The sequence below is a fragment of the Modicisalibacter tunisiensis genome, from assembly GCF_020148005.1.
GTDB classification, from domain to species: Bacteria; Pseudomonadota; Gammaproteobacteria; order Pseudomonadales; family Halomonadaceae; genus Modicisalibacter; species Modicisalibacter tunisiensis.
Genome location: NZ_JAGXFD010000001.1, coordinates 1308843 through 1327826, shown reverse-complemented (window position 1 = coordinate 1327826; position 18984 = coordinate 1308843). Strand labels below are relative to the sequence as shown.

Annotated in this window: 18 protein-coding genes; 6 read left to right on the top strand and 12 right to left on the bottom strand. The window is 70.3% G+C overall.

What is annotated here, in order from left to right; all coding sequences use genetic code 11:
- Position 1: 1 nt before the first annotated feature.
- The 3 genes from KGQ91_RS06140 to KGQ91_RS06130 all read right to left on the bottom strand — a co-directional run bounded on the left by KGQ91_RS06140 (position 2) and on the right by KGQ91_RS06130 (position 4005).
- Positions 2-748 carry a sulfite exporter TauE/SafE family protein gene (locus tag KGQ91_RS06140; protein WP_224420546.1) on the bottom strand — a complete coding sequence of 249 codons (747 nt, stop codon included), beginning with the start codon at positions 746-748 and terminating at the stop codon, positions 2-4.
- Complete coding sequence (locus tag KGQ91_RS06135; protein ID WP_224420545.1) at positions 745-2877, bottom strand: TRAP transporter permease; 2133 nt, start codon at positions 2875-2877, stop codon at positions 745-747. Before KGQ91_RS06135 ends, KGQ91_RS06140 begins: the two co-directional genes overlap by 4 nt.
- 111 nt (positions 2878-2988) lie before the next feature.
- Positions 2989-4005, bottom strand: a complete 1017-nt coding sequence (locus tag KGQ91_RS06130; RefSeq protein ID WP_224420544.1) for a TAXI family TRAP transporter solute-binding subunit — start codon at positions 4003-4005, stop codon at positions 2989-2991.
- A 215-nt stretch (positions 4006-4220) separates the two neighbouring features.
- On the opposite strand from KGQ91_RS06130, the gene KGQ91_RS06125 reads away from it, so the two are divergent.
- Complete coding sequence (locus KGQ91_RS06125; RefSeq protein ID WP_224420543.1) at positions 4221-4643, top strand: HIT domain-containing protein; 423 nt, start codon at positions 4221-4223, stop codon at positions 4641-4643.
- Between the two features lie 6 nt (positions 4644-4649).
- Here KGQ91_RS06125 and ectB read toward each other — a convergent pair whose 3' ends face one another.
- The 6 genes from ectB to KGQ91_RS06095 all read right to left on the bottom strand — a co-directional run bounded on the left by ectB (position 4650) and on the right by KGQ91_RS06095 (position 11742).
- Positions 4650-5924: a diaminobutyrate--2-oxoglutarate transaminase gene (gene ectB, locus KGQ91_RS06120; protein ID WP_224420542.1), complete on the bottom strand. Its 1275-nt coding sequence runs from the start codon at positions 5922-5924 to the stop codon at positions 4650-4652.
- A gap of 31 nt (positions 5925-5955) precedes the next feature.
- A complete protein-coding gene (locus tag KGQ91_RS06115; RefSeq protein WP_377172677.1) occupies positions 5956-7416 on the bottom strand; it encodes an NAD-dependent succinate-semialdehyde dehydrogenase in 1461 nt (486 codons plus the stop codon).
- Between the two features lie 195 nt (positions 7417-7611).
- Positions 7612-8973, bottom strand: coding sequence for a sigma-54-dependent transcriptional regulator (locus KGQ91_RS06110; RefSeq protein WP_224420541.1), 1362 nt, complete (start codon positions 8971-8973; stop codon positions 7612-7614).
- Positions 8970-10817 carry a sensor histidine kinase gene (locus tag KGQ91_RS06105; protein ID WP_224420540.1) on the bottom strand — a complete coding sequence of 616 codons (1848 nt, stop codon included), beginning with the start codon at positions 10815-10817 and terminating at the stop codon, positions 8970-8972. Before KGQ91_RS06105 ends, KGQ91_RS06110 begins: the two co-directional genes overlap by 4 nt.
- Positions 10814-11194 carry a hypothetical protein gene (locus tag KGQ91_RS06100; protein WP_224420539.1) on the bottom strand — a complete coding sequence of 127 codons (381 nt, stop codon included), beginning with the start codon at positions 11192-11194 and terminating at the stop codon, positions 10814-10816. The genes KGQ91_RS06105 and KGQ91_RS06100 overlap by 4 nt, the downstream gene beginning before the upstream one ends.
- On the bottom strand, positions 11191-11742 hold the full coding sequence (locus KGQ91_RS06095) for a hypothetical protein (RefSeq protein WP_224420538.1): 552 nt from the start codon (positions 11740-11742) through the stop codon (positions 11191-11193). Before KGQ91_RS06095 ends, KGQ91_RS06100 begins: the two co-directional genes overlap by 4 nt.
- 139 nt (positions 11743-11881) lie before the next feature.
- Between KGQ91_RS06095 and KGQ91_RS06090 the strand changes: the two genes are divergently transcribed.
- Entirely contained in the window at positions 11882-13018 is a 1137-nt protein-coding gene (locus KGQ91_RS06090) for a glycerate kinase (RefSeq protein WP_224420537.1), read from the top strand.
- Between the two features lie 6 nt (positions 13019-13024).
- Here KGQ91_RS06090 and KGQ91_RS06085 read toward each other — a convergent pair whose 3' ends face one another.
- Complete coding sequence (locus tag KGQ91_RS06085) at positions 13025-13699, bottom strand: Fe2+-dependent dioxygenase (RefSeq protein ID WP_163648173.1); 675 nt, start codon at positions 13697-13699, stop codon at positions 13025-13027.
- Between the two features lie 103 nt (positions 13700-13802).
- The gene (locus KGQ91_RS06080) at positions 13803-14303 is read right to left on the bottom strand and encodes a hypothetical protein (protein WP_224420536.1); all 501 of its coding nucleotides are present in this window, start codon (positions 14301-14303) and stop codon (positions 13803-13805) included.
- On the opposite strand from KGQ91_RS06080, the gene KGQ91_RS06075 reads away from it, so the two are divergent.
- The 4 genes from KGQ91_RS06075 to KGQ91_RS06060 all read left to right on the top strand — a co-directional run bounded on the left by KGQ91_RS06075 (position 14292) and on the right by KGQ91_RS06060 (position 17484).
- A complete protein-coding gene (locus tag KGQ91_RS06075; protein ID WP_224420535.1) occupies positions 14292-14900 on the top strand; it encodes a hypothetical protein in 609 nt (202 codons plus the stop codon). The two genes, KGQ91_RS06080 and KGQ91_RS06075, sit on opposite strands and share 12 nt — an antisense overlap.
- A 144-nt stretch (positions 14901-15044) precedes the next feature.
- Positions 15045-15518: a Dps family protein gene (locus KGQ91_RS06070; protein WP_224420534.1), complete on the top strand. Its 474-nt coding sequence runs from the start codon at positions 15045-15047 to the stop codon at positions 15516-15518.
- A 215-nt stretch (positions 15519-15733) separates the two neighbouring features.
- A complete protein-coding gene (locus KGQ91_RS06065) occupies positions 15734-16297 on the top strand; it encodes a type 1 glutamine amidotransferase domain-containing protein (RefSeq protein WP_224420533.1) in 564 nt (187 codons plus the stop codon).
- A gap of 95 nt (positions 16298-16392) precedes the next feature.
- Positions 16393-17484 carry an App1 family protein gene (locus KGQ91_RS06060; protein ID WP_224420532.1) on the top strand — a complete coding sequence of 364 codons (1092 nt, stop codon included), beginning with the start codon at positions 16393-16395 and terminating at the stop codon, positions 17482-17484.
- On the opposite strand, the gene KGQ91_RS06055 is transcribed toward KGQ91_RS06060, so the two are convergent.
- Positions 17465-18943, bottom strand: coding sequence for an aminoacyl-histidine dipeptidase (locus tag KGQ91_RS06055; RefSeq protein ID WP_224420531.1), 1479 nt, complete (start codon positions 18941-18943; stop codon positions 17465-17467). The genes KGQ91_RS06060 and KGQ91_RS06055 overlap by 20 nt on opposite strands.
- Between the last annotated feature and the right edge of the window lie 41 nt (positions 18944-18984).

Genomic DNA, 18984 nt, shown 5'->3' with positions numbered 1-18984 from the left:
GCTAACCCAGCACCAGACGCAGGATGATCGCCACGATCATCGCCAGCGTCAGCCTGCGAACCCACTTCGCACCGCGCGGGCCCATGTTGACCCGCACCGCCAGCCAGGCACCGCTCATGCTGCCCATCGCCAGCAGCAGGCCGTAGGCCCAGCGCACCTGGCCGTCGAGCACGAACACCGCCAGCGCCGGCAGGGTGTAGACCAGCACGATGAGCACCTTGAGCCCGTTGACCTGGGCCAGGTCGATCCTGAGCATGCGGTAGAGCACGGCGATGAACAGCACGCCCACGCCGACCTGAATGAAGCCGCCGTAGAGGCCGATTACGAACATCGCCAGGTACACCGCCGGCGTCAGCCGCTCAGGAGTCAGCGCCCGGGTGTCCAGCGTCGGCCGGGGCAGCAGCAGCATCACCGAGGCCCCGCTCATGGCCACCACCAGCACCGTCTCGAACACGGCATCGGGGATGCCCAGCGCCAGCCAGGCACCGCCCAGGGCGCCCAGCACCGCCGGCACCGACAGCCGCAGGCCGATCCGCAGGTCCCGCGCCCCGGCGCGACGGAAACTGCCCACCGCGCTGACGCTCTGCAGGGCGATGCTCACCCGGTTGGTGCCGTTGGCCACCTGGGGCGGCAGCCCCAGGAACATCAGCAGCGGCAGGGTCAGCATCGAGCCCCCCGCCGCCAGCACGTTGATGAAGCCGGCGGCGGCACCGATCACCACCAGCGCCAGCCCTTCCCCTCCGGTCACGAGGTGGCCGCACGCGGGGTTCGTCCCTGATGCACGCTCCAGGCGAACACCGCGGCGAAGATCGCCACCCCGACCAGATCGAGGGCGAGCATGCCGTGCGGCCACAGCATCAGCGCGCCGATCGGGAACATCAGCAGCCGCAGCCACCACGACAGCTCATGCTCGAGATAGCCTTCCAGGCCGGCGACGATGGCGTAGATGCCGAACAGCGCCATGACGAAGACGGTGGTCATCTCCAGCGGCGTGCCGGTGATCAGCGGCGACCACACGAACAGCAGCGGCACGATGTAGAGCCCCTTGGCGATCTTCCAGGCGGTCAGGCCGGTGCGCATCTGCGGCGTGTTGGCGATCGCCGCGGCGGCGAAGGCGGTCAGGCACACCGGCGGCGTGACGTTGGAATCCTGGGACAGCCAGAAGATCACCATGTGCGCGGCGACCAGCGACATGGTCAGGAAGTGCGGCGACAGCGCCTGCTCGTAGAGCTGGCTGGAGAAGGTGTCCGGCACCTTGTCGAGCAGCGCCTGGGCGTCCGCCGGGCTCATCGGCGCCGACAGCGCCTGCACCTGATCCGGGGCGGCGAGCATGAAGATCGCCTGGGCCTGCTGCGGCAGGTCGCCGGCCACCAGCAGGTCGACGAGCTGGGAGTGCGCCATCAGGTGGTAGAGCGCCGGCGCCGACAGCGTCGCCAGCACGATGTAGGACGCCGTGACCGGCAGCCCCATGCCCAGGATCAGCGAGGCGATGGCGATCAGCACCAGGGTCACCAGCAGGCTGCCGCCCGCCCAGTCGGTGATCATCAGCGAGAAGGTGTTGCCGATACCGGTGGTCGAGACCACGTTGACGATCAGCCCCACGGTGATCAGCAGGATCGCCGTGGTGATCATGTTGCGGGTGCCCTGCACCAGGGCCTCAATGATCAGCTTCGGAGTCATCGGCTGCCTGGACAGCCAGGACGCCACGATCACCGATACGATGGCGATGCCGGCGCTGTAGGTGGGCGTGAAGCCGTAGATCAGCGCCGCCACCAGCACGATCAGCGGCAGCAGGAAGTGCCAGCCGTTCTTGAGCACCTCGCCGATCTTCGGCGCATCGGGGTCGTCGAGATGCTGGGCGTTGCTGCGCTTGGCCTCGATGCGCACGAACATCGCCACCGACAGGAAGTACAGCAGCGCCGGCAGCGCGGCGACGCCGATGATGGTCAGATAGGAGACCTGAGTGTAGGAGGCCATGATGAAGGCCCCGGCCCCCATCACCGGCGGCATCAGCTGGCCGCCGGTCGACGCCGAGGCCTCGACGCCGGCGGCGAAGCGCGCCGGAAAGCCGGCCTTGCGCATCAGCGGGATGGTGATGACCCCGGTGGAGACGGTATTGGCCACCGCCGAGCCGGACACCGAGCCCATCAGGCCCGAGGAGAACACCGCCACGAAGCCCGGGCCGCCGACGAAGCGCCCGGCCGCGCAGCGCGCCAGCTCGATGATGAACTCCCCGGCGCCCGACTTGACCAGGAAGGCGCCGAAGAGAATGAACATGAACACGTACGACCAGGAGATGCGGGCGATCGAGCCCAGCATGCCCTCGCCGCCGATGTAGCTGCGGAACAGCACGGTTTCCCAGCTCAGGCCGGGGAAGTTGAAGACGCCGCCGACGTACTTGCCCCACCAGGCCACGTAGGTCAGCGCGATCAGGCACAGCACCGGGATGAACCAGCCGGTGGTGCGCCGGGCGAACTCGAGGATCAGTCCCACGGCCAGGATCGATACCACCCAGTCGCTGGCGTTGAAGGTCACGCCACGGTCATACAGGGCGTCCTCGAAGGCCATCAGGTAGAGCGCGCAGCCGATCGCCGCCACCGCCAGCAGCACGTCGACGGCCAGGATCGCGCGCTGCGCCCCCGCGCCGGACGGTCGCGCCAGCGGTACCGACAGCGCGCACAGCGCACCGAACAGCCCGAAATGCATGGCGCTCGTCCACAGCGTGGACAGCGTCGAGAAGGTATTGAAATAGAGGTGCACCAGGGCGATGACGATCGCGAAGGCGAACAGCAGGCGCCCCAGCCACGGATGCGTCAGGCGCTCGTCGGCCTCCTGGGCCTCCTCGTCGCGGATCGAGTCAAGGTTCGGGTCGCTCACGGCGATCTCCTGAAAACGGAAGGGCTGAACATCGACGACGAACGCCGCGGCGTGCCGCGGCGCTCGTCCAGGGCCGGATCGCGGAGCCGGGCGGCCCCGCGATCCGCTGGATCACTCGGCGATCAGACGATCGGGGATCTTGATGCCCTGTTCCTTGAAGAAGCGAGCCGCCCCCGGGTGCAGCGGCATCGGCAGGCCGGCGATCGCCTTCTCGATGGCCATGGCCTTGGTCGCCGGGTGGATGTTCTGCAGGAACGGCAGGTTCTCGTACATGGTCTTGGTGATGGCGTAGACGTCGTCGGCCGGAACGTCGGCACGCACCGCCAGGATGTTGGGCTGGGCGATGGTGTGGATCACCTCGTCCTGGTTCGGATAGGTGCCGGCCGGGATGTCATACGGGGTCCACAGCTCGAACTCGCTGTTGACCTTCTTGAGCTGCTCGTCGGTGAAGGCCAGCGTGGTGATGTCGTCGCCGACGTTGGCATAGGCACGGGTCACCGCCGCCGCCGGCGCGCCGGCCGGAATGTTCATGCCCTTGATGGTGCCGTTCTGCAGGGCGTCGGCGCTGGGGCCGTAGCCCAGGTAGGCGATGTCCATCTTCTCCGGGTCGATGCCCAACTGGCCGAGGATGTAGCGACCGGAGCCCTCGGTGCCGGAGTTGCGTGCGCCGATCGAGAACGGCTCGCCATAGAGGTTGGTCATGTCATCGATGGTGCCGGAATCGACCATGTCGTCCTTGACCACGAAGTGCTCGACGTTCTGCCACAGCATCGACACGCTGCGCAGGTTCTTGTAGGCCTTGGGAACCGGGCCGGTGCCCTTCCAGGCATAGGCGCCGTAGAGGCCCTGCAGGATGCCGAACTGCGCCTGATCCTCGTCCATCAGCTTGAGGTTCTCGCCGGAACCGGCGGAGCTGATCGCCGACACCGAGATGCCGGTCTTGGGCTCGAGCTTGACCTTGATCAGCGTCGACAGCGCGACGCCCACCGGGTAGTAGGTACCGCCGGTGGTCGCGGTGCTCAGGATGTACTTGTGGGATTCCTGAGCCATGGCCGAGCCGGCCGAGACACCCAGTGCCGCTGCGGTAGCCAGCCCGATGGCCGACTTGAGGAACTGACGCTTGTGCATGCCGTTTCTCCTGTTGGGAATTGGCGGTTATTGTGTGAAGCGTCAGAACCGTTGCAAATGCCTTGCCATCCCCGCGATGGCCTTGAAAATCATGATCTTGCAAACATTCCGCCTGACGAACGCGCATCGGCCGGCAGGAAATGGCCGATGCCGGACGCCGCCATCGGCCATTTCTTGCCGACGCTTGCCGACATCGCCCCTGCACGGAGATCCTCATGACCGACTTCACGCTCGATGAGCGCCTGGCCACGGACACGCACTGGCTGCTCGACCTGCCGTTGTGTCAGGTGCGCCTGATGAACGACGCCCGCTTCGCCTGGCTGATCCTGGTACCGCGCCGCGAGGCCATCGTCGAGGTCAGTGATCTGAGCGAGAGCGAGCAGGCGCGGCTGTGGCACGAGGCCACCCGACTGGGCGAGGCGCTCAAGGCCGAGCTCGGCGGCGCCAAGCTCAACCTGGCGACGCTGGGCAACCAGGTGCCGCAGCTGCATTTCCACGTGATCGTCCGGCGCCGCGACGATGCCGCCTGGCCCGGGCCGGTGTGGGGGGTGGGCACGCCCGAGCCCTGGCCGGCCCGGACGGTGGAGGCATGGCGGACGCGCATCGACCGGCTCGCCGCACCACTGATGGCGGGATGAGGGGCGTCAGGGGCGGGTCAGCAGCCCGTGCTTGTCGAGCACCGCCTCGATGGCGTCCTCGATGATCGCCAGCCCCTCGTCGAGGTCGGCGTCGGTGCTGATCAAGGGCGGCATGACCTTGACCACGCAGTCCTCCTGGCCGGTGGTCTCCATGATCAGGCCGCGCTCGAAGCACTTGTCGATGATGGCGTTGCCGAACTCGGCACGCTCGCAGGCCAGGCCGATGAACAGCCCGCGCCCGCGCACCTCGGCCTCGAAATGGCGGTGCTCGGCCATGATCGTGGCCAGCCGCTCGCGGACGTACTCGCCCTTGCGCAGCGTTTCCTGCTCCAGGGCGTCGTCGCGCCAGTAGGTCTCGAGCGCCGCGGTGCCGGTGACGAAGGCCTGGTTGTTGCCGCGGAAGGTGCCGGTGTGCTCGCCGGGCTCCCAGACGTCGAGCTCGGGCTTGAGCAGCGCCATCGCCAGCGGCAGCCCCATCCCGGACAGCGACTTGGCGACGGTGACGATGTCCGGCGAGATGCCGGCCGGCTCGAAGGAGAAGAACGGCCCGGTGCGGCCGATCCCGGCCTGGATGTCGTCGACGATCAGCAGCATGTCGTGTGCGCGGCACAATCGCTCGATCTCGCGCAGCCAGGCGACGTCGGCGACATTGATGCCGCCCTCGCCCTGCACCGTCTCGACGATCACCGCGGCCGGCTTGTCGACGCCGCTGAAGTCGTCAGTGAGCAGCGCCTCGAAGTCCTTCGCGGTATCGCGTCCGTCGGCGTAGTAGTGGCTGTAGGGCATCAGCACGGCGTCGTCGAGGCCCACCCCGGCACTGCCGCGCACCGCGGCATTGGCGGTGACCGCCATGGAGCCCAGGGTCATGCCGTGAAAGCCATGGGTGAAGTGGACGATGCGGCTGCGGCCCTTGACCTTGCGCGCCAGCTTGAGCGCCGCCTCCACCGCATTGGTGCCGGTGGGTCCGGGGAACTGCAGCTTGTAGTCCATGCCGCGGGGCTTGAGGATCACCGCCTCGAAGGTGGCGAGGAAGGTCTCCTTGGCCTCGGTGGCCATGTCCAGGCCATGGTTGATGCCGTCGCGCTGGATGTAGTCGAGCAGCGCGCGCTTCATCGCCGCGTCGTTGTGGCCGTAGTTGAGCGCCCCGGCGCCGCTGAAGAAATCCAGGTAGCGGGTGCCGTCGGTCGCGGTCAGGCGGTTGCCCTTGGCCTCTGTAAAGACTTTGGGAAAGGAGCGCACGTAGGCGCGGACCTGCGATTCGAGACGTTCGATGGTGTCCATGCTTGCCTCCTCCATGATGGCACGACGCGGTTCAGCGGCTGGGCACGCCGCCGACGCAGTAGTACTTGGTCTCGAGGTATTCCTGCATGCCGGCATCGGCGCCCTCGCGGCCCAGGCCCGACTGCTTGACGCCGCCGAACGGCACCTGAGCCCCGGTGATGTCCATGGTGTTGACGCCGACCATGCCGTATTCGAGCCGCCGCATGAACTTGCGGATGCGCGCGTCGCGGTGGGTGTAGACGTAGGCGGCGAGGCCGTAGATGGTGTCGTTGGCGGCCGCGATCACCGCGTCGTCGTCATCGAAGGCGCAGATCGGCGCCACCGGCGCGAACGATTCCTCGCCGGCCACGCGCATCCCGGGGGTGAAGTCGGCGATCACGGTGGGCATGAAGAAGCGCGGCCCCGGCGCCTCGCTCTGGTCGCGACCGAGGATTCGCGCGCCCTTGTCGCGGGCATCGTCGACCAGCGAGCGGGCCTTGTCGACGGCGTCGCGGTTGATCAGCGGACCGATGGCGTTGTTCTCGTCGAAGCCGTTGCCCACCGCCATGTCGTTCATGCGCGCGGTGAAGCGCTCGACGAAATCCGCGTAGAGCGAGCGATGCACGTAGAGGCGGTTGGCCGCCACGCAGTCCTGGCCGCTGGTCTGGAACTTGGCGGCGAGCGCGCCCTCGACCGCCTCGTCGAGGTCGGCGTCGTCGCAGATGATGAACGGCGCGTTGCCGCCCAGCTCCATGGCGGTGCGCTTGACGGTGTCGGCGCTCTGGCGCAGCAGCTCGCGGCCCACCGGGGTGGAGCCGGTGAACGACAGCGCCCGGACCCGGTCGTCGGCGCAGACCCGCTCGGCGAAGCGCTTGCCGCTGCCGGTGACCACGTTGAACTCGCCGCGATTCAGGCCCGCCCGTTCGGCGAGCACCGCCAGCGCCAGCGCCGAGAACGGCGTCTGGGTGGCCGGGTTGACCAGGGTGGTACAGCCCGCCGCCAGGGCCGCGCCGACCTTGCGGGTGATCATCGCCAGCGGGAAGTTCCACGGCGTGATCACCGCGGCCACCCCGACCGGCTCCTGAACGGTGCCCAGCGCGACGTCGGGCCGGTCGGCGGGAATCGTCTCGCCGTCGGCGCGGCGAGCCTGCTCGGCGAACCAGCGAAAGAAGCTCGCCGCATAGTCGACCTCGCCGCGTGCCTCGGCCAGCGGCTTGCCCTGCTCCCGGGTCATCAGCCGTGCCAGCGCCTCGCGGTGTTCGGTCATGCCCCGATACCACGCCAGCAGCGTGTCGGCGCGCTCCAGTGGCGAGGTGTCGCGCCAGTCGGCGAAGGCGTTCACCGCGGCGTCGATCGCCGCATCGATGTCCGCCGCCGCCAGGTCGGGCACGTGGCCGATGGTCTGCTCGGTGGCCGGATCGTCGACCGCCTGGCGCGCCTCTGAGCCGGCGTCGACCCAGTCGCCGCCGACGTAGGCACGCTCGCGCATCAGCCCCGCGAATTCATCCGTCATTGCCGCTCCTCCCTGAATGCCAATGAAAATGCCATCGACAAGGGGCCGGCATGCCGGAACCAGCGAAAGGAAATGAACGGGAGCCCACATGGCTCGGCGATGAGCGTCCCTGGTTGCCCGGCATCGCCCCTCGTCACGGCGAGGTCCCTGCAGTGTAGGTCGCCCGTGCGGCTTCCCCCAAGGAACGCCGCGGCGTCACCTCGCCGAGGGCGTGTCGAGGAAGGCCTCGCGGCGCAGCCCGTAGCGGTGCATCTTCTGGTTGAGGGTACGCCGCGGCAGGTCGAGCTCGTCCAGCACCGCCTGGATGTTGCCGTGATGGCGGGCCAGCGCGGCACGCAGCAGCGAGGCCTCGAAGGCCGCCACCTGATCGCCCAGCGAGCCGCCGGCACTCGGCGCCGCCTGCGGGTCGGCCCCCAGCTGCGGAATATCCAGCCCCAGGGTGAAGCGCGTCGCGGCATTGCGCAGCTCGCGCAGGTTGCCGGGCCAGTCGTGCCGGGCCAGGGCGGCGAGCAGCTCGGCACTCGCCTCGCGCTGGCCGCGCTGGTGGACCTCGGCGGCCTGGCGGCAGAAATGGTTGAACAGCAGCGCGAGGTCCTCGCGACGCTCGCGCAACGCAGGGATGCTCAGCTCGGCGATCGCCAGCCGGTAGTAGAGATCCTCGCGGAACTCGCCGCGGGCAGCGAGCGCGAGCAGGTCGGCCTTGGTCGCCGCCACCACGCGCAGGTCCAGATGGATCACCCGGTTGCTGCCCAGCCGGGAGATCTCGCCCTCCTGCAGGGCCCGCAGCAGCTTGACCTGGGCGGCCGGCGGCATCGACTCGACCTCGTCGAGAAACAGCGTGCCGCCGCTGGCGTGTTCGAGCTTGCCGATCCGCGTCTCCAGGGCGCCGGTGAAGGCGCCCCGCTCGTGGCCGAACAGTTCCGACTCGATCAGCTCGGGGGCGATCGCCCCGCAGTTGAGCGCCACGAAGGGCGTCGCCTCGCCGGGGCCGAACTCGTGGAGGCAACGGGCGACCACCTCCTTGCCGCTGCCCGTCTCGCCGTGCACCAGCACGCTGGCCCGGGTCGGCGCCAGGTTGGCGATCTGCTCGCGCAGCCGCTGCATGCCCGAAGACTCGCCCAGCAGCCGGCCGGCCAGCCCGCCCTGGCGCAGCGCCTGACGCAGACGCCGGTTCTCCTGCCCCAGTCGGCGCCGCTCGAGGGCTCGCTGGACCTGTTCCTCCAGCTGTTCGGGCTCGAAGGGCTTCTCGATGAAGTCCCAGGCGCCCTGGCGCATGGCATCCACCGCCATCGGCACGTCGCCGTGGCCGGTGATCAGCACCACCGGCAGGTCGGCATCGACGGCCAGCACCGCCTCGAGCAGCGCCAGCCCGTCCATGCCGGGCATCTTGACGTCGGAGATCAGCACGCCGCAGGGCTCGCCGGCGGTGAGCGCGGCCAGTGCCGCCTCGCTGGCGGCGAAGGTCCGTACCGGCAGCTCGCCCAGCTCGAACCACTGGGTCAGGGACTCGCGCACGCCGGGGTCGTCGTCGACCAGCCAGATCGGCAGTTCACTCATGTCTGGGCTTCCTCGTTGCTGTGCCGCTGCGTCGCCTGCCGGGCGCACGGCAATTCCACATGAAAGCGCGCCCCGCCACCCTCCCCGGCCGGACGGTTCTCGGCCCGGATGCGGCCGGCGAGATCCTGAACGATGCCGAAGGCGATGAACAGCCCCAGGCCGAGCCCGTCGCCCACGGCCTTGGTGGTGTAGAAGGGGTCGAAGAGATGCTCGAGCACCTCGGCCTCGATGCCCGGGCCGTTGTCCGCCACCGTCAGGATCACCTGCGCCTCGTCCACCGCCAGGGTGACCGTCAGCTGCGGCGACGCGACATCGCGCAGGGCATCGAGGGCGTTGCGCAGCAGGTTGGTGAGCAGCTGCTCGACCCGCACCTCGTCGCCGGCGACCCACACCCCGCCCCCCGAGCCTTCCGGGCGCTCGACCGTCAGCCGCACGCCCTGGCGCGTCAGGCGGTCGTCGAGCAGCTCGAGCACGAAATCGAGCCGGGCGGCCAGGTCGACCGGCTCGCGGGCGCCGCCCTTGCGGGCGAACAGCTTGAGCTGGCGGATCAGCGTGGCCAGCCGGTCGGACAGCGCCTGGATGCGCCGGAAGTTGTCGGCCGCCGTCGCCTCGCGTCCGCGCTCGATCAACCGCGCGCCGCTGGCCGCGTAGGTGCGGATCCCGGCCAGCGGCTGGTTGAGTTCGTGGGCAATGCCCGCCGCCATGGTGCCCAGCGCGGCCAGCTTGCCGGCCTGCACCAGTTCGGCCTGGGCCGACTCCAGCTCGCGGGTGCGCGAGGCGACCCGGCTTTCCAGCCGTTCGTTGGCCTCGCGCATGATCCGCGCCTCGCGCTCGCGCAGCCACAGCCGCTGCTGGCGTTCGCGCAGCCACAGCCCCAGCAGCAGCAGGGCCAGGCAGCCGGCGGCGGCGACCAGCACCGCATCGCGGGCACTGGCGTACAGCGGCCGCACCGGCACCAGATAGTGCATGCGCCAGCCCAGCGTCGACAGCGGGCTGGAGGTGATGAAATAGCGCTCCCCGACGGGGTCGCCCACCGCCCCGCCGGCCGGCTCGCCACCGATCAGCAGCGAACCGTCGGCCAGGCGCTCGCCCAGCGGCTCCAGCGCCGCGCCGTTGAACTGGCGCTGGGCGCGGATCGCCTCACGCGCGGACGCGTCCAGTCGGCCGAAGTGGCGGAAGCGCCAGTCGGGGCGGCTGGAGAGGATCACCACCCCGTTGGCGTCGCTGACCAGCACCTTCTCGCCGGCCTGGCGCCAGTCCGCCTGCAGCGACTCCAGCGATACCTTGACCGCCAGCGCCCCGGCTACGGGCTGTCTGTCGCCCGCCTCACGGGGGCCGCTGATCACCGGTGCCGAGACGAAGTAGCCCGGGCGCCCGGTGGTGCTGCCCACCGCGAAGAACTCGCCCTGGTCGCCGCGCAGGGCGGCACGAAAGTAGGGGCGATAGTCGTAGCGATGGCCGATGAAGCTGCCCGGCGTGGCGTGATTGCTCGCCGCCACGGTCAGCCCGCGACGATTCATCAGGTAGATCGCCTCGGCCTCCGAGTCCGCGGCCACCCGCGCCAGATGCCGGTTGACGCGGCGGATCACCGCCGGGTTGTCCATCCCCAGGGCGCTCTGGATCAACGGCTGGCGGGCCAGCAGATCCGGCAGGTAGGCGAAGCGCGCCAGCGCCCCGTCGAGACTGCTGGTATACAGCGCCAGCCGCGCGTCGGCGTGGCGACGCGCCTCGCGCATGGCGGCGTCGAGCTGCCAGTGCCAGACCCACCACAGCATGGCGGCGACCGCCAGCCCCACTCCGGAGACCAGCAGCCGCCGCAGCCGGCGGCGGCGTACCAGGCTCAACGCCGCGACTCGAGCCGGGCGCGGATCGCCGCGAGCAGGTCGTCGAAGCGCGCCGGGTCGATCGGCTGCCCGCCCTGTCGCCCGGAGAGCACAAGCCGGGTCCCCCCGTCGGCGGCCTGCGTCTCGAGCGTCAGGGCGTAGCCGTTGCGCCAGGCCAGCACGGCATCCACCCGCCCCAGGGCCGCATCCGCCATCTGGATCACGAAGCCGCGCTCGACCAGCACCGCGACCCCCGCCGACAATGCCGCCTCCGGCTCGGCGGTGACCTGCACGTCGCGGGTCGGCGGCGGCGTCAGGCTCGCGCAGCCGGCGAGCAGGCCCATCAGCACTCCCATCAGCACTCCCATCAGCACTCCCATCGTCAACAGGCGTTTCATGGCTGCCCCTCCCGGTTCAGCAGGCGTGACTGGATGGCGCCGCTCACCTCGCGGCAGAAGGCATCCCGATTGTAGGGACGGGAATCGATGACCCGGCCGTCATCGGCGACCACCCGGGAATCGCGGGTCAGCATCAGCCGCGTGTCGTCGACCACCAGCGAGACCCGCTCGACCTGGACCGGCTCGTCGCCGATGCGCATGCCCAGGCCGAAGTGCACCCCGCCGCCCGCGTGGCCCCAGCCTCCCCAGCCCATGCCGCCGTCGATCCACGGTTCGTCGATGGCGCCCAGCCCCGGCTGGCGGGTGGTACGCTCCGCGCTCACCACGCCCAGGGCCAGGTCGGTACTGCGGATGGCGAAGCCCCGCGCCTCCAGTTCCGCCATGGCCGCGCGGACCCACGCCTCGCGGGACGCCGCCGGCTCACGCGGCCACTGGCAGGCCGCGGGCAGCGCCCGGGCATCGCCGGCCAGCGGGTCGCTGCCCATGGCCTGACACCCGCCGAGCGCGACGGCGGCCAGCAGCATCAGTGCATACAGTGGCTGTTTCATGGTGTCTCTCCTCACGGCGTCACGGGCCGCCCGGGCCCGGCTCTTCGAGCATAGCGCGGGACGTCGGCGAACTCCCGCCGCGGACCGTTTCGCGCTAGGCTGACAGCCTTGCCGACGAGCCCACGACACGAGGACGCCGATGAAGATCCTGATCGCCCCCGACAGCTACAAGGATGCCCTGCCGGCCCGCGAGGCGGCCGCGGCGATCGCCGCCGGGCTGCGTCGCGTGCGCCCCGAGGCCGAACTCGTCGAGTGTCCGATGGGCGACGGCGGCGAAGGCACCCTGGACGCCCTGATCGCCGCCACCGGCGCCGAGCGTCGCCATGCCCGGGTGCAGGATGCCCTGGGCCGGCCCGCCACCGCCGCCTGGGGCTGGCACGCCGCCAGCCGCAGCGCCTATGTCGAGCTGGCCGAGGCCAGCGGCCTGCAGGCCCTGAGCCGCGAGGAGCGCACCGCCCGCGACAGCACCACCCACGGCGTCGGCGAGCTGGTTCGCGCGGCCCTCGACGCCGGCGCCCGGCGGCTGATTCTAACCCTCGGCGGCAGCGCCACCAACGACGCCGGCGCGGGCATGCTGGCGGCACTGGGCGCGCGACTGCTGGACGCCGAGGAGCGCCCCCTGCCCCCGGGCGGCGCGGCGCTGGGCGAGCTGGCGCGGCTCGACCTGAGTGGACTCGACCCGCGCCTGGCCGAGCTGACGGTGGAAGCGGCGGTGGACGTCGACAATCCGCTGACCGGCCCGCGCGGCGCCAGCGCGGTGTTCGGCCCGCAGAAGGGGGCCTCGGCGGCGGACGTCAGCCATCTCGATGCTGCCCTGGACCACTTCGCCGATCATCTCGCCCGGGCCCTGGGACGCGACGAGCGCGACCGGCCCGGCGCGGGTGCCGCCGGCGGCATGGGCTTCGCCGCCGCCAGCGTGCTCGGCGCCGCCCTGCGCCCCGGGATCGAGCTGGTCATGGAGCAGGCCGGCTTCGCGCAGCGGCTCGCCGGGGCCGACCTGGTGATCACCGGCGAGGGCCAGCTCGACGGCCAGAGCCTGGCCGGCAAGACGCCCATCGGCATCGCCCGCCGCGCCCGCGAGCACGGCGTACCGACGGTGGTGCTGGCCGGGCGCCTGGGGGACGGCTGGCAGGCGGCCCACGACGAAGGCGTGCTGGCGGCCCTCGCCCTGGCCGACGGCCCCATGACGCTCGACGAGGCCCTGAGCCGCTGCGCCGAGCTGCTCGCCGACCGGGCCGAGGCGGTGCTGCGGCTGTTCGGCGCCTGCCGCGGCTGAGGTCGGCTACACCTCCACCCACATGCGCTGCAGGTTGGCCAGCGACTTGCTCATCAGGTCGAAGGTCTCGCTCTTGCCCTCGCGCTCGAACAGGCCGCGCCGCGCGGTGTCCAGGTCGAAGAGGATCTCCCGCGCGGCGGGGTCGCGGACCTGGCTCTGCACCCAGCCGATCGCCACCCGGCGCTGCCCCCGCGTGACCGGCTCGACCCGGTGCAGGGTCGACGACGGATAGAGGATCATCGCCCCGGCCGGCAGCTTGTAGCGCTGCTCGCCGGCCGTGGTGTCGGTCACCAGCTCGCCGCCGTCGTAGGCCTCCGGTGCCTCGAGGAAGAGGGTGAAGGAGAGATCGGTGCGCACCGGCGCCGCGCCGCCCATCACCGGGTCGTCGACATGGTTGCCGTAGTGCATGCCCGGGCGGTAGCGGCTGAAGCGCACCGGCGTCATGCGCGCCGGCCGCGCCGCCATCTGGAACAGCGGATGGCGGCGGATCGCCTCGCCGAGGCGCTCGCTCCACTGGCGCACCACCGGCGCCTGGCCGTCGGCCTGCTGGTTCGCCTTGACCTGGCGGGCGTGCCAGCCTGCCGTCTCCCGGCCGTCCCGAAAATGCGCGTCCTCGTCGAGATCCCGCCGCAGCGCCGCCAGCTGCTCGGCATCGAGGACATCCGCCACGCACAGAATCATTGCCTGCTCCCCTGTCAGTGATGCGAACGTGAATGCAAATAACTCTCGTGTGGGTTATGTTATTGTTCCACGCCATGATACGCCAGCGTACCGGCGGGCCCCTTTATTTCTCCACCAGCAAGGCATTGAACACGACGAGGGCATCAGCATGATGGAACAGCGCCTGAAACTGTGGGTCGGCATCGGCATGACGACCTTCCTGGGAGCCGGCGGCCAGGCGGCTCTGGCCCACGGCGGCGATCCCGCCGCCGACGAGCCCCAGAAGACTGAATTGACCGCCGAATCGGGCGGCGAGACTCACCATGGCGGTGAAGCTGGCAAATCCCGCCACGGTGGCGAGGGCGGCGAAGCCCACCACGGCGGTGAAGGCGGTGAGTCCCATCACGGCGGTGAAGGCGATGAATCCGGCCACGGCGGCGAAGGCGGTGAATCCCATCACGGTGGCGAAGGCGGTGAAGGCGGCGCCGTCGGCTTCGTCTTCAGCCACTTCCCGGTAGCGGTCAGCGAGGGGGGCGAAGGCGGCGAAAGTGGTGACACGCCTGCCCCCAGCGCCCTGACCTCGCCCGGCATCTACTATACCGAACTTGCCTTCATGGAAGGCCACCTGGCCACGGCCGAGGCGCTCTACCGCAGCGGCCACGGCGACCAGGGCGCGGCCCATCTCACCCACCCGCTGATCGAGCAGTACCCGAAGCTGGAGCCGGCACTCGAGGCACACGACGAGGAAGCCCCGCTGGAGTCGGCGCTGGAAGCCCTTTCCGACAAGGCCGGCCAGACCGCCGACTGGGCGCAGCTGGCCCCCGCCGTGGCGAAGGCCCGCCAGGCGATCGACGCGGCCCAGGCCGATGTCGCCGTCGAGACGCGCCAGTCCCCGCGTTTCATCGGCGACGTGACGCTGGCACTGCTCAAGCAGGCCGCCGCGGAGTACGAGGAAGCCGTCAAGGACGGCCGCTTCGCCAACGCCGCCGAGTACCAGGACGGCCGCGGTTTCGTGCAGGTCGCCACGCAGCTGTGGCAGACCAGCGCGGACACCCTGCGCGACGCCGACGGCAAGGTCTACTCCAAGGGTGAGGCCGAGCTGGAGGCACTCTCTCGCATCTGGCCCGAGGCCGTGCCCCCGGCCGAGCCGGTCAAGGCGCCGGGCGAGGTCTATGCGGAGGTCGCCCGCTTCGAGCTGGTGACCTCCCCGCTGCGCCACTGACCTCCCGACGGGCGCCCCGGCGGCCGGCCGTCGAGGCGCCCATGACGATAGATTGCCGCTATGCCGCCGATGACTTCCGCTCACTGGGCGCCTCCCGGCGGGCCGGTTATCATCGAGGCAGGTTCCATCACGGAGGGTTCTCTCATGGCAGACACCAACGCCATCGGCCTGCATCAGGCCAGCGCCGACCAGCTGGCCGACAAGCTCAACGCCCTGCTGGCCAACTACCAGATCTTCTACATGAACGTGCGCGGCTATCACTGGAACGTGAAGGGCCAGCACTTCTTCGAACTGCACACCAAGTTCGAGGAGTACTACACCGACCTGCTGACCAAGATCGACGAGGTGGCCGAGCGCATCCTGACCCTGGGCCACCAGCCGCTGCATGCCTACAGCGACTACGTGCGTATCGCCGACATCGCCGAGGACAAGAACGTCCACGACGGCGAGGCCTGCGTGCGCGGCATCGTCCAGGGCCTGCAGACGCTGATCGAGCTGCAGCGCGAGCTGCTCTCCCTGGCCTCCGACGCCGACGACGAGGGTACCGCCTCGCTGGCCAGCGACTATATCCGCGAGCAGGAGAAGACCGTGTGGATGCTCAACGCCTACCTCGGCTGAGCCCGCGCGTCATCCCGCCCCGTCGCCGCCGCTCCCCGGAGCGGCGGCGACGTTTTCGGGCCTCGTGGCACTCGGCCGCTTGAGGTCGCGTCATGATGGCCTATGCTGAACCCAGCGTCGGCCGCCCCCCCCTTGTCCGTGGCGGCCGCCGCCCCAAGGATGAGTCCTGTCGCGGTCGAAACCGCATTCGCTCACTGAGCCGCAAGGAGGTAGCCATGAGCCAGAAACTGAGTGGCAAGCGCGTCGCCATCCTCGCCACCGACGGGTTCGAGGAATCCGAACTCGCGGTGCCGCGCAAGGAACTCGATGCCCAGGGCATCACCGTGCACATCGTCGCGCCCGACAAGAAGGGCATCCGCGCCTGGGCGGAAACCGACTGGGGCGACACCTACGATGTCGACGTGGCCCTCGACGACGCCGATGTCGCCGACTACCACGCCCTGGTGCTGCCTGGCGGCCTGTTCAATCCGGACAGCCTGCGCACCAACGAGAAGGCCCAGGCCTTCGCCCGGCACTTCTTCGAGGCCGGCAAGCCGGTCGCGGCCATCTGCCACGGTCCCTGGCTGCTGATCAACGCCGGCGTGGTCGAGGGGCGCCGCATGACGTCGTTCCCCTCGGTGGCCCAGGATCTCAAGAACGCCGGCGCCGAGTGGGTCGACGAGGAAGTGGTGGTCGACAGCGGCCTGGTCACCAGCCGCAAGCCCGATGATCTCGACGCCTTCTGCCGCAAGCTGATCGAGGAGATCGGCGAAGGGCGCCACAGCCACCAGCACGCCTGACCGGCATCCCCTCGAGTCCCGCTTGCGTCCGCCTCGCCCGCCGAGGCGGACGCTTTGCGTACGGCCTCGCCAAGGCCGCCTTCAAGGAGTCCCGCATGTCCCGCCACCCCCGCCAGGCCCTGCGCAAGCTGCTGCATATCGCCGCCCGGCCGATGAAGTCGGACCGCGGGCGCGGCGGCATCGTGGTGCATGCCTATCGAGGCTACGGCACGGCCCATGAGGTCTACCTGATGGGCCGCGTCTTTCACCAGCCCAGCCTGGGGCTGCCGCTGGCCGAGGGCACACTGGCCCGCGACGTGGCCGACGTGGTGCGACGCGGCGTGCGCTGGGGCGTCGGGGAGGCGGCAGTCACCCTGCGCCTGAACGGCAGCACGCTGACCGTGACTACCGACCGCGACGGCTACTACGACGCCCGGATGCGCCTCGACACCCCGCTGCCGCTCGATCACAGCTGGCATCATGCCGATCTCGACGTGCACGTCGACGGCGCGCACACGGTCAGCGAGCGGGCCGAGATCTACGTGCCGCCACCGACGGTCGACCTAGCGGTGATCAGCGACATCGACGACACGGTCATGTACACCGGGGTCGCCAACAAGCTGAAGATGGCCTACCGCCTGTTCCTCGAGAAGGCCGACCGCCGCACGGCCTTCCCCGGCGTCGCGGCCTTCTATCAGGCACTGTTCGACGGTACCGACGGGCAGCGCCGGCGCCCGATGCTCTATGTCTCGCGGGGGCCCTGGAGCATCTACGAGATACTGGAAGCCTTCTTCCAGCGCAACCGCATCCCCGTCGGTCCGATCCTGTTCCTGCGCGAATGGGGGCTGACCCTGCAGCGCCCCTGGCCGCGCAAGGCCAGCGACCACAAGGTGATGGTGATCGAGCGCATGCTGGCGCTCTACGACACCCTGCCCTTCGTGCTGATCGGCGACAGCGGCCAGGAGGATCCCGAGACCTACGCCCGCCTGGTGCATGACCACCCCGGGCGCATCCGCGCCATCTACATCCGCGACGTCGACCACAGCGCCGCGCGCAAGGCGGACATCGCCCGGCTGGCCGAGGAGGTCGACGCGCACGACTGCACGCTGCTGCTGGCCGACAGCAGCCTGGGCATGGCCGAGCATGCCTTCCGCCACGGCCTGATCTCCGCCGACGGCCTGGCGGCGGTCAGGCATTCGCCGGACTGAGCGGATCAATGGCCAGCGACTCGAGCATCGCCCGCAGCAGCTGCCAGAACTCCGCCACCGAGTCGATCTCGACCCGTTCGTCGGGCGAGTGCGCGCCGCGAATCTGCGGGCCGAAGGAGATCATCTGCAGGCCGGGATACTTGCCGCCGAGAATCCCGCACTCCAGCCCGGCGTGGATCACCCTGACCGCCGGCGCATCGCCCGTCAGCCGTTGATGCAGCTCGCGGAAGCGCGTCAGCAGCGGACTCTCGGGGGCCGGTGTCCACCCCGGGTAGGCGTTTTCCATGCGCACCTCGGCACCGATCAGGCCGAACAGCGCACGGAAACGATCCGCCATGTCGGCGCAGGCGCTGTCGCGCAGCGAGCGCACCAGGGCACACAGATGCAGGCGCCCCGCCTCGAGGCTCACCACCCCCAGGTTGTTGGAGGTTTCCACCACCCCGGGCACCGCGACGCTCATGCGCTCCACGCCGCAGGGCGCCACATGCAGCGCGGCGACCAGCATGCGACTGGCGGTGGGCGTCAGGGCCGTCTCGGCCCGCGCCGCCGGCTCCAGCGCCAGTGCGAGCCCTTCATCGACGCCCTCGAGCTCGGCGCGCAGCTCATCCTGCAGGGCCGCCAGGCGCGCCCGGGCGGCGCCCTCCTCGCCGTCGGCCATCACCAGGGTGGCGAAGGCCTCGCGCGGCAGGGCGTTGCGCAGCGTGCCGCCGTGATAGTCGACCAGGCGCACACCGCAGGGCTCCAGGGCGCGCAGCACCCGCACCAGCAGGCGATTGGCGTTGCCGCGCCCCTTGTGGATGTCGATCCCCGAGTGGCCGCCGACCAGCCCGGTCAGCGACAGCCGCCAGGTGCGCTCCTCGGCGTGCACGGCACTGGTCGGCAGGTTGGCCTCGACCACCACGTCGGCGCCGCCGGCGCAGCCGATGTAGACCTGACCACGATCCTCGGAGTCCAGGTTGAGCAGGATGCGCCCCTCCAGCCAGCCCTCGGCCAGGTGCAGCGCGCCGCCCATGGAGGACTCCTCCTCGACGGTGAACAGCGCCTCGAGCGGGCCGTGGCGCAGGGTGTCATCCTCGAGAATCGCCAGCGCCGCGGCCACGCCCAGGCCGTTGTCGGCCCCCAGGGTGGTGCCGCGGGCATGCAGCCAGCCGTCGGCGATGACGGTCTCGATGGGATCGCTGGTGAAGTCGTGGGGATGCTCGGCGTTGGCCTGGGCGACCATGTCCAGATGGCCCTGGAGGATCACCCCCGGGGCCTGCTCGCAGCCCGGCGTCGCCGGTTTCTTCAGGCGCAGGTTGCCGGCGGCGTCGAGATCGTGGGCGAGGCCCCGGGCCTCGGCCCAGGCGATCAGCGTGCGGCGGATGCCGGCCTCGTGGCCGGAGGGCCGCGGCGTGTTGCACAGGGTGCGGAAATGGCGCCACAGCGGGCGCGGCGTCAGGGTTTCCAGATGCTCGTTCATGACGGGTCCTGAAGGCGACGATATCGATCGCCGGTCATTGT

Excerpts from the sequence above, each read along its gene's own strand:
- KGQ91_RS06100 (WP_224420539.1), bottom strand. The coding sequence starts at position 11,194 with ATGAAACGCCTGTTGACGATGGGAGTGCTGATGGGAGTGCTGATGGGA.
- KGQ91_RS06070 (WP_224420534.1), top strand. The coding sequence starts at position 15,045 with ATGGCAGACACCAACGCCATCGGCCTGCATCAGGCCAGCGCCGACCAG.
- KGQ91_RS06065 (WP_224420533.1), top strand. The coding sequence starts at position 15,734 with ATGAGCCAGAAACTGAGTGGCAAGCGCGTCGCCATCCTCGCCACCGAC.
- KGQ91_RS06090 (WP_224420537.1), top strand. The coding sequence starts at position 11,882 with ATGAAGATCCTGATCGCCCCCGACAGCTACAAGGATGCCCTGCCGGCC.
- KGQ91_RS06075 (WP_224420535.1), top strand. The coding sequence starts at position 14,292 with ATGGAAGGCCACCTGGCCACGGCCGAGGCGCTCTACCGCAGCGGCCAC.
- KGQ91_RS06055 (WP_224420531.1), bottom strand. The coding sequence starts at position 18,943 with ATGAACGAGCATCTGGAAACCCTGACGCCGCGCCCGCTGTGGCGCCAT.
- KGQ91_RS06110 (WP_224420541.1), bottom strand. The coding sequence starts at position 8,973 with ATGAGTGAACTGCCGATCTGGCTGGTCGACGACGACCCCGGCGTGCGC.
- KGQ91_RS06115 (WP_377172677.1), bottom strand. The coding sequence starts at position 7,416 with ATGACGGATGAATTCGCGGGGCTGATGCGCGAGCGTGCCTACGTCGGC.
- KGQ91_RS06125 (WP_224420543.1), top strand. The coding sequence starts at position 4,221 with ATGACCGACTTCACGCTCGATGAGCGCCTGGCCACGGACACGCACTGG.
- ectB (WP_224420542.1), bottom strand. The coding sequence starts at position 5,924 with ATGGACACCATCGAACGTCTCGAATCGCAGGTCCGCGCCTACGTGCGC.
- KGQ91_RS06085 (WP_163648173.1), bottom strand. The coding sequence starts at position 13,699 with ATGATTCTGTGCGTGGCGGATGTCCTCGATGCCGAGCAGCTGGCGGCG.
- KGQ91_RS06130 (WP_224420544.1), bottom strand. The coding sequence starts at position 4,005 with ATGCACAAGCGTCAGTTCCTCAAGTCGGCCATCGGGCTGGCTACCGCA.
- KGQ91_RS06095 (WP_224420538.1), bottom strand. The coding sequence starts at position 11,742 with ATGAAACAGCCACTGTATGCACTGATGCTGCTGGCCGCCGTCGCGCTC.
- KGQ91_RS06060 (WP_224420532.1), top strand. The coding sequence starts at position 16,393 with ATGTCCCGCCACCCCCGCCAGGCCCTGCGCAAGCTGCTGCATATCGCC.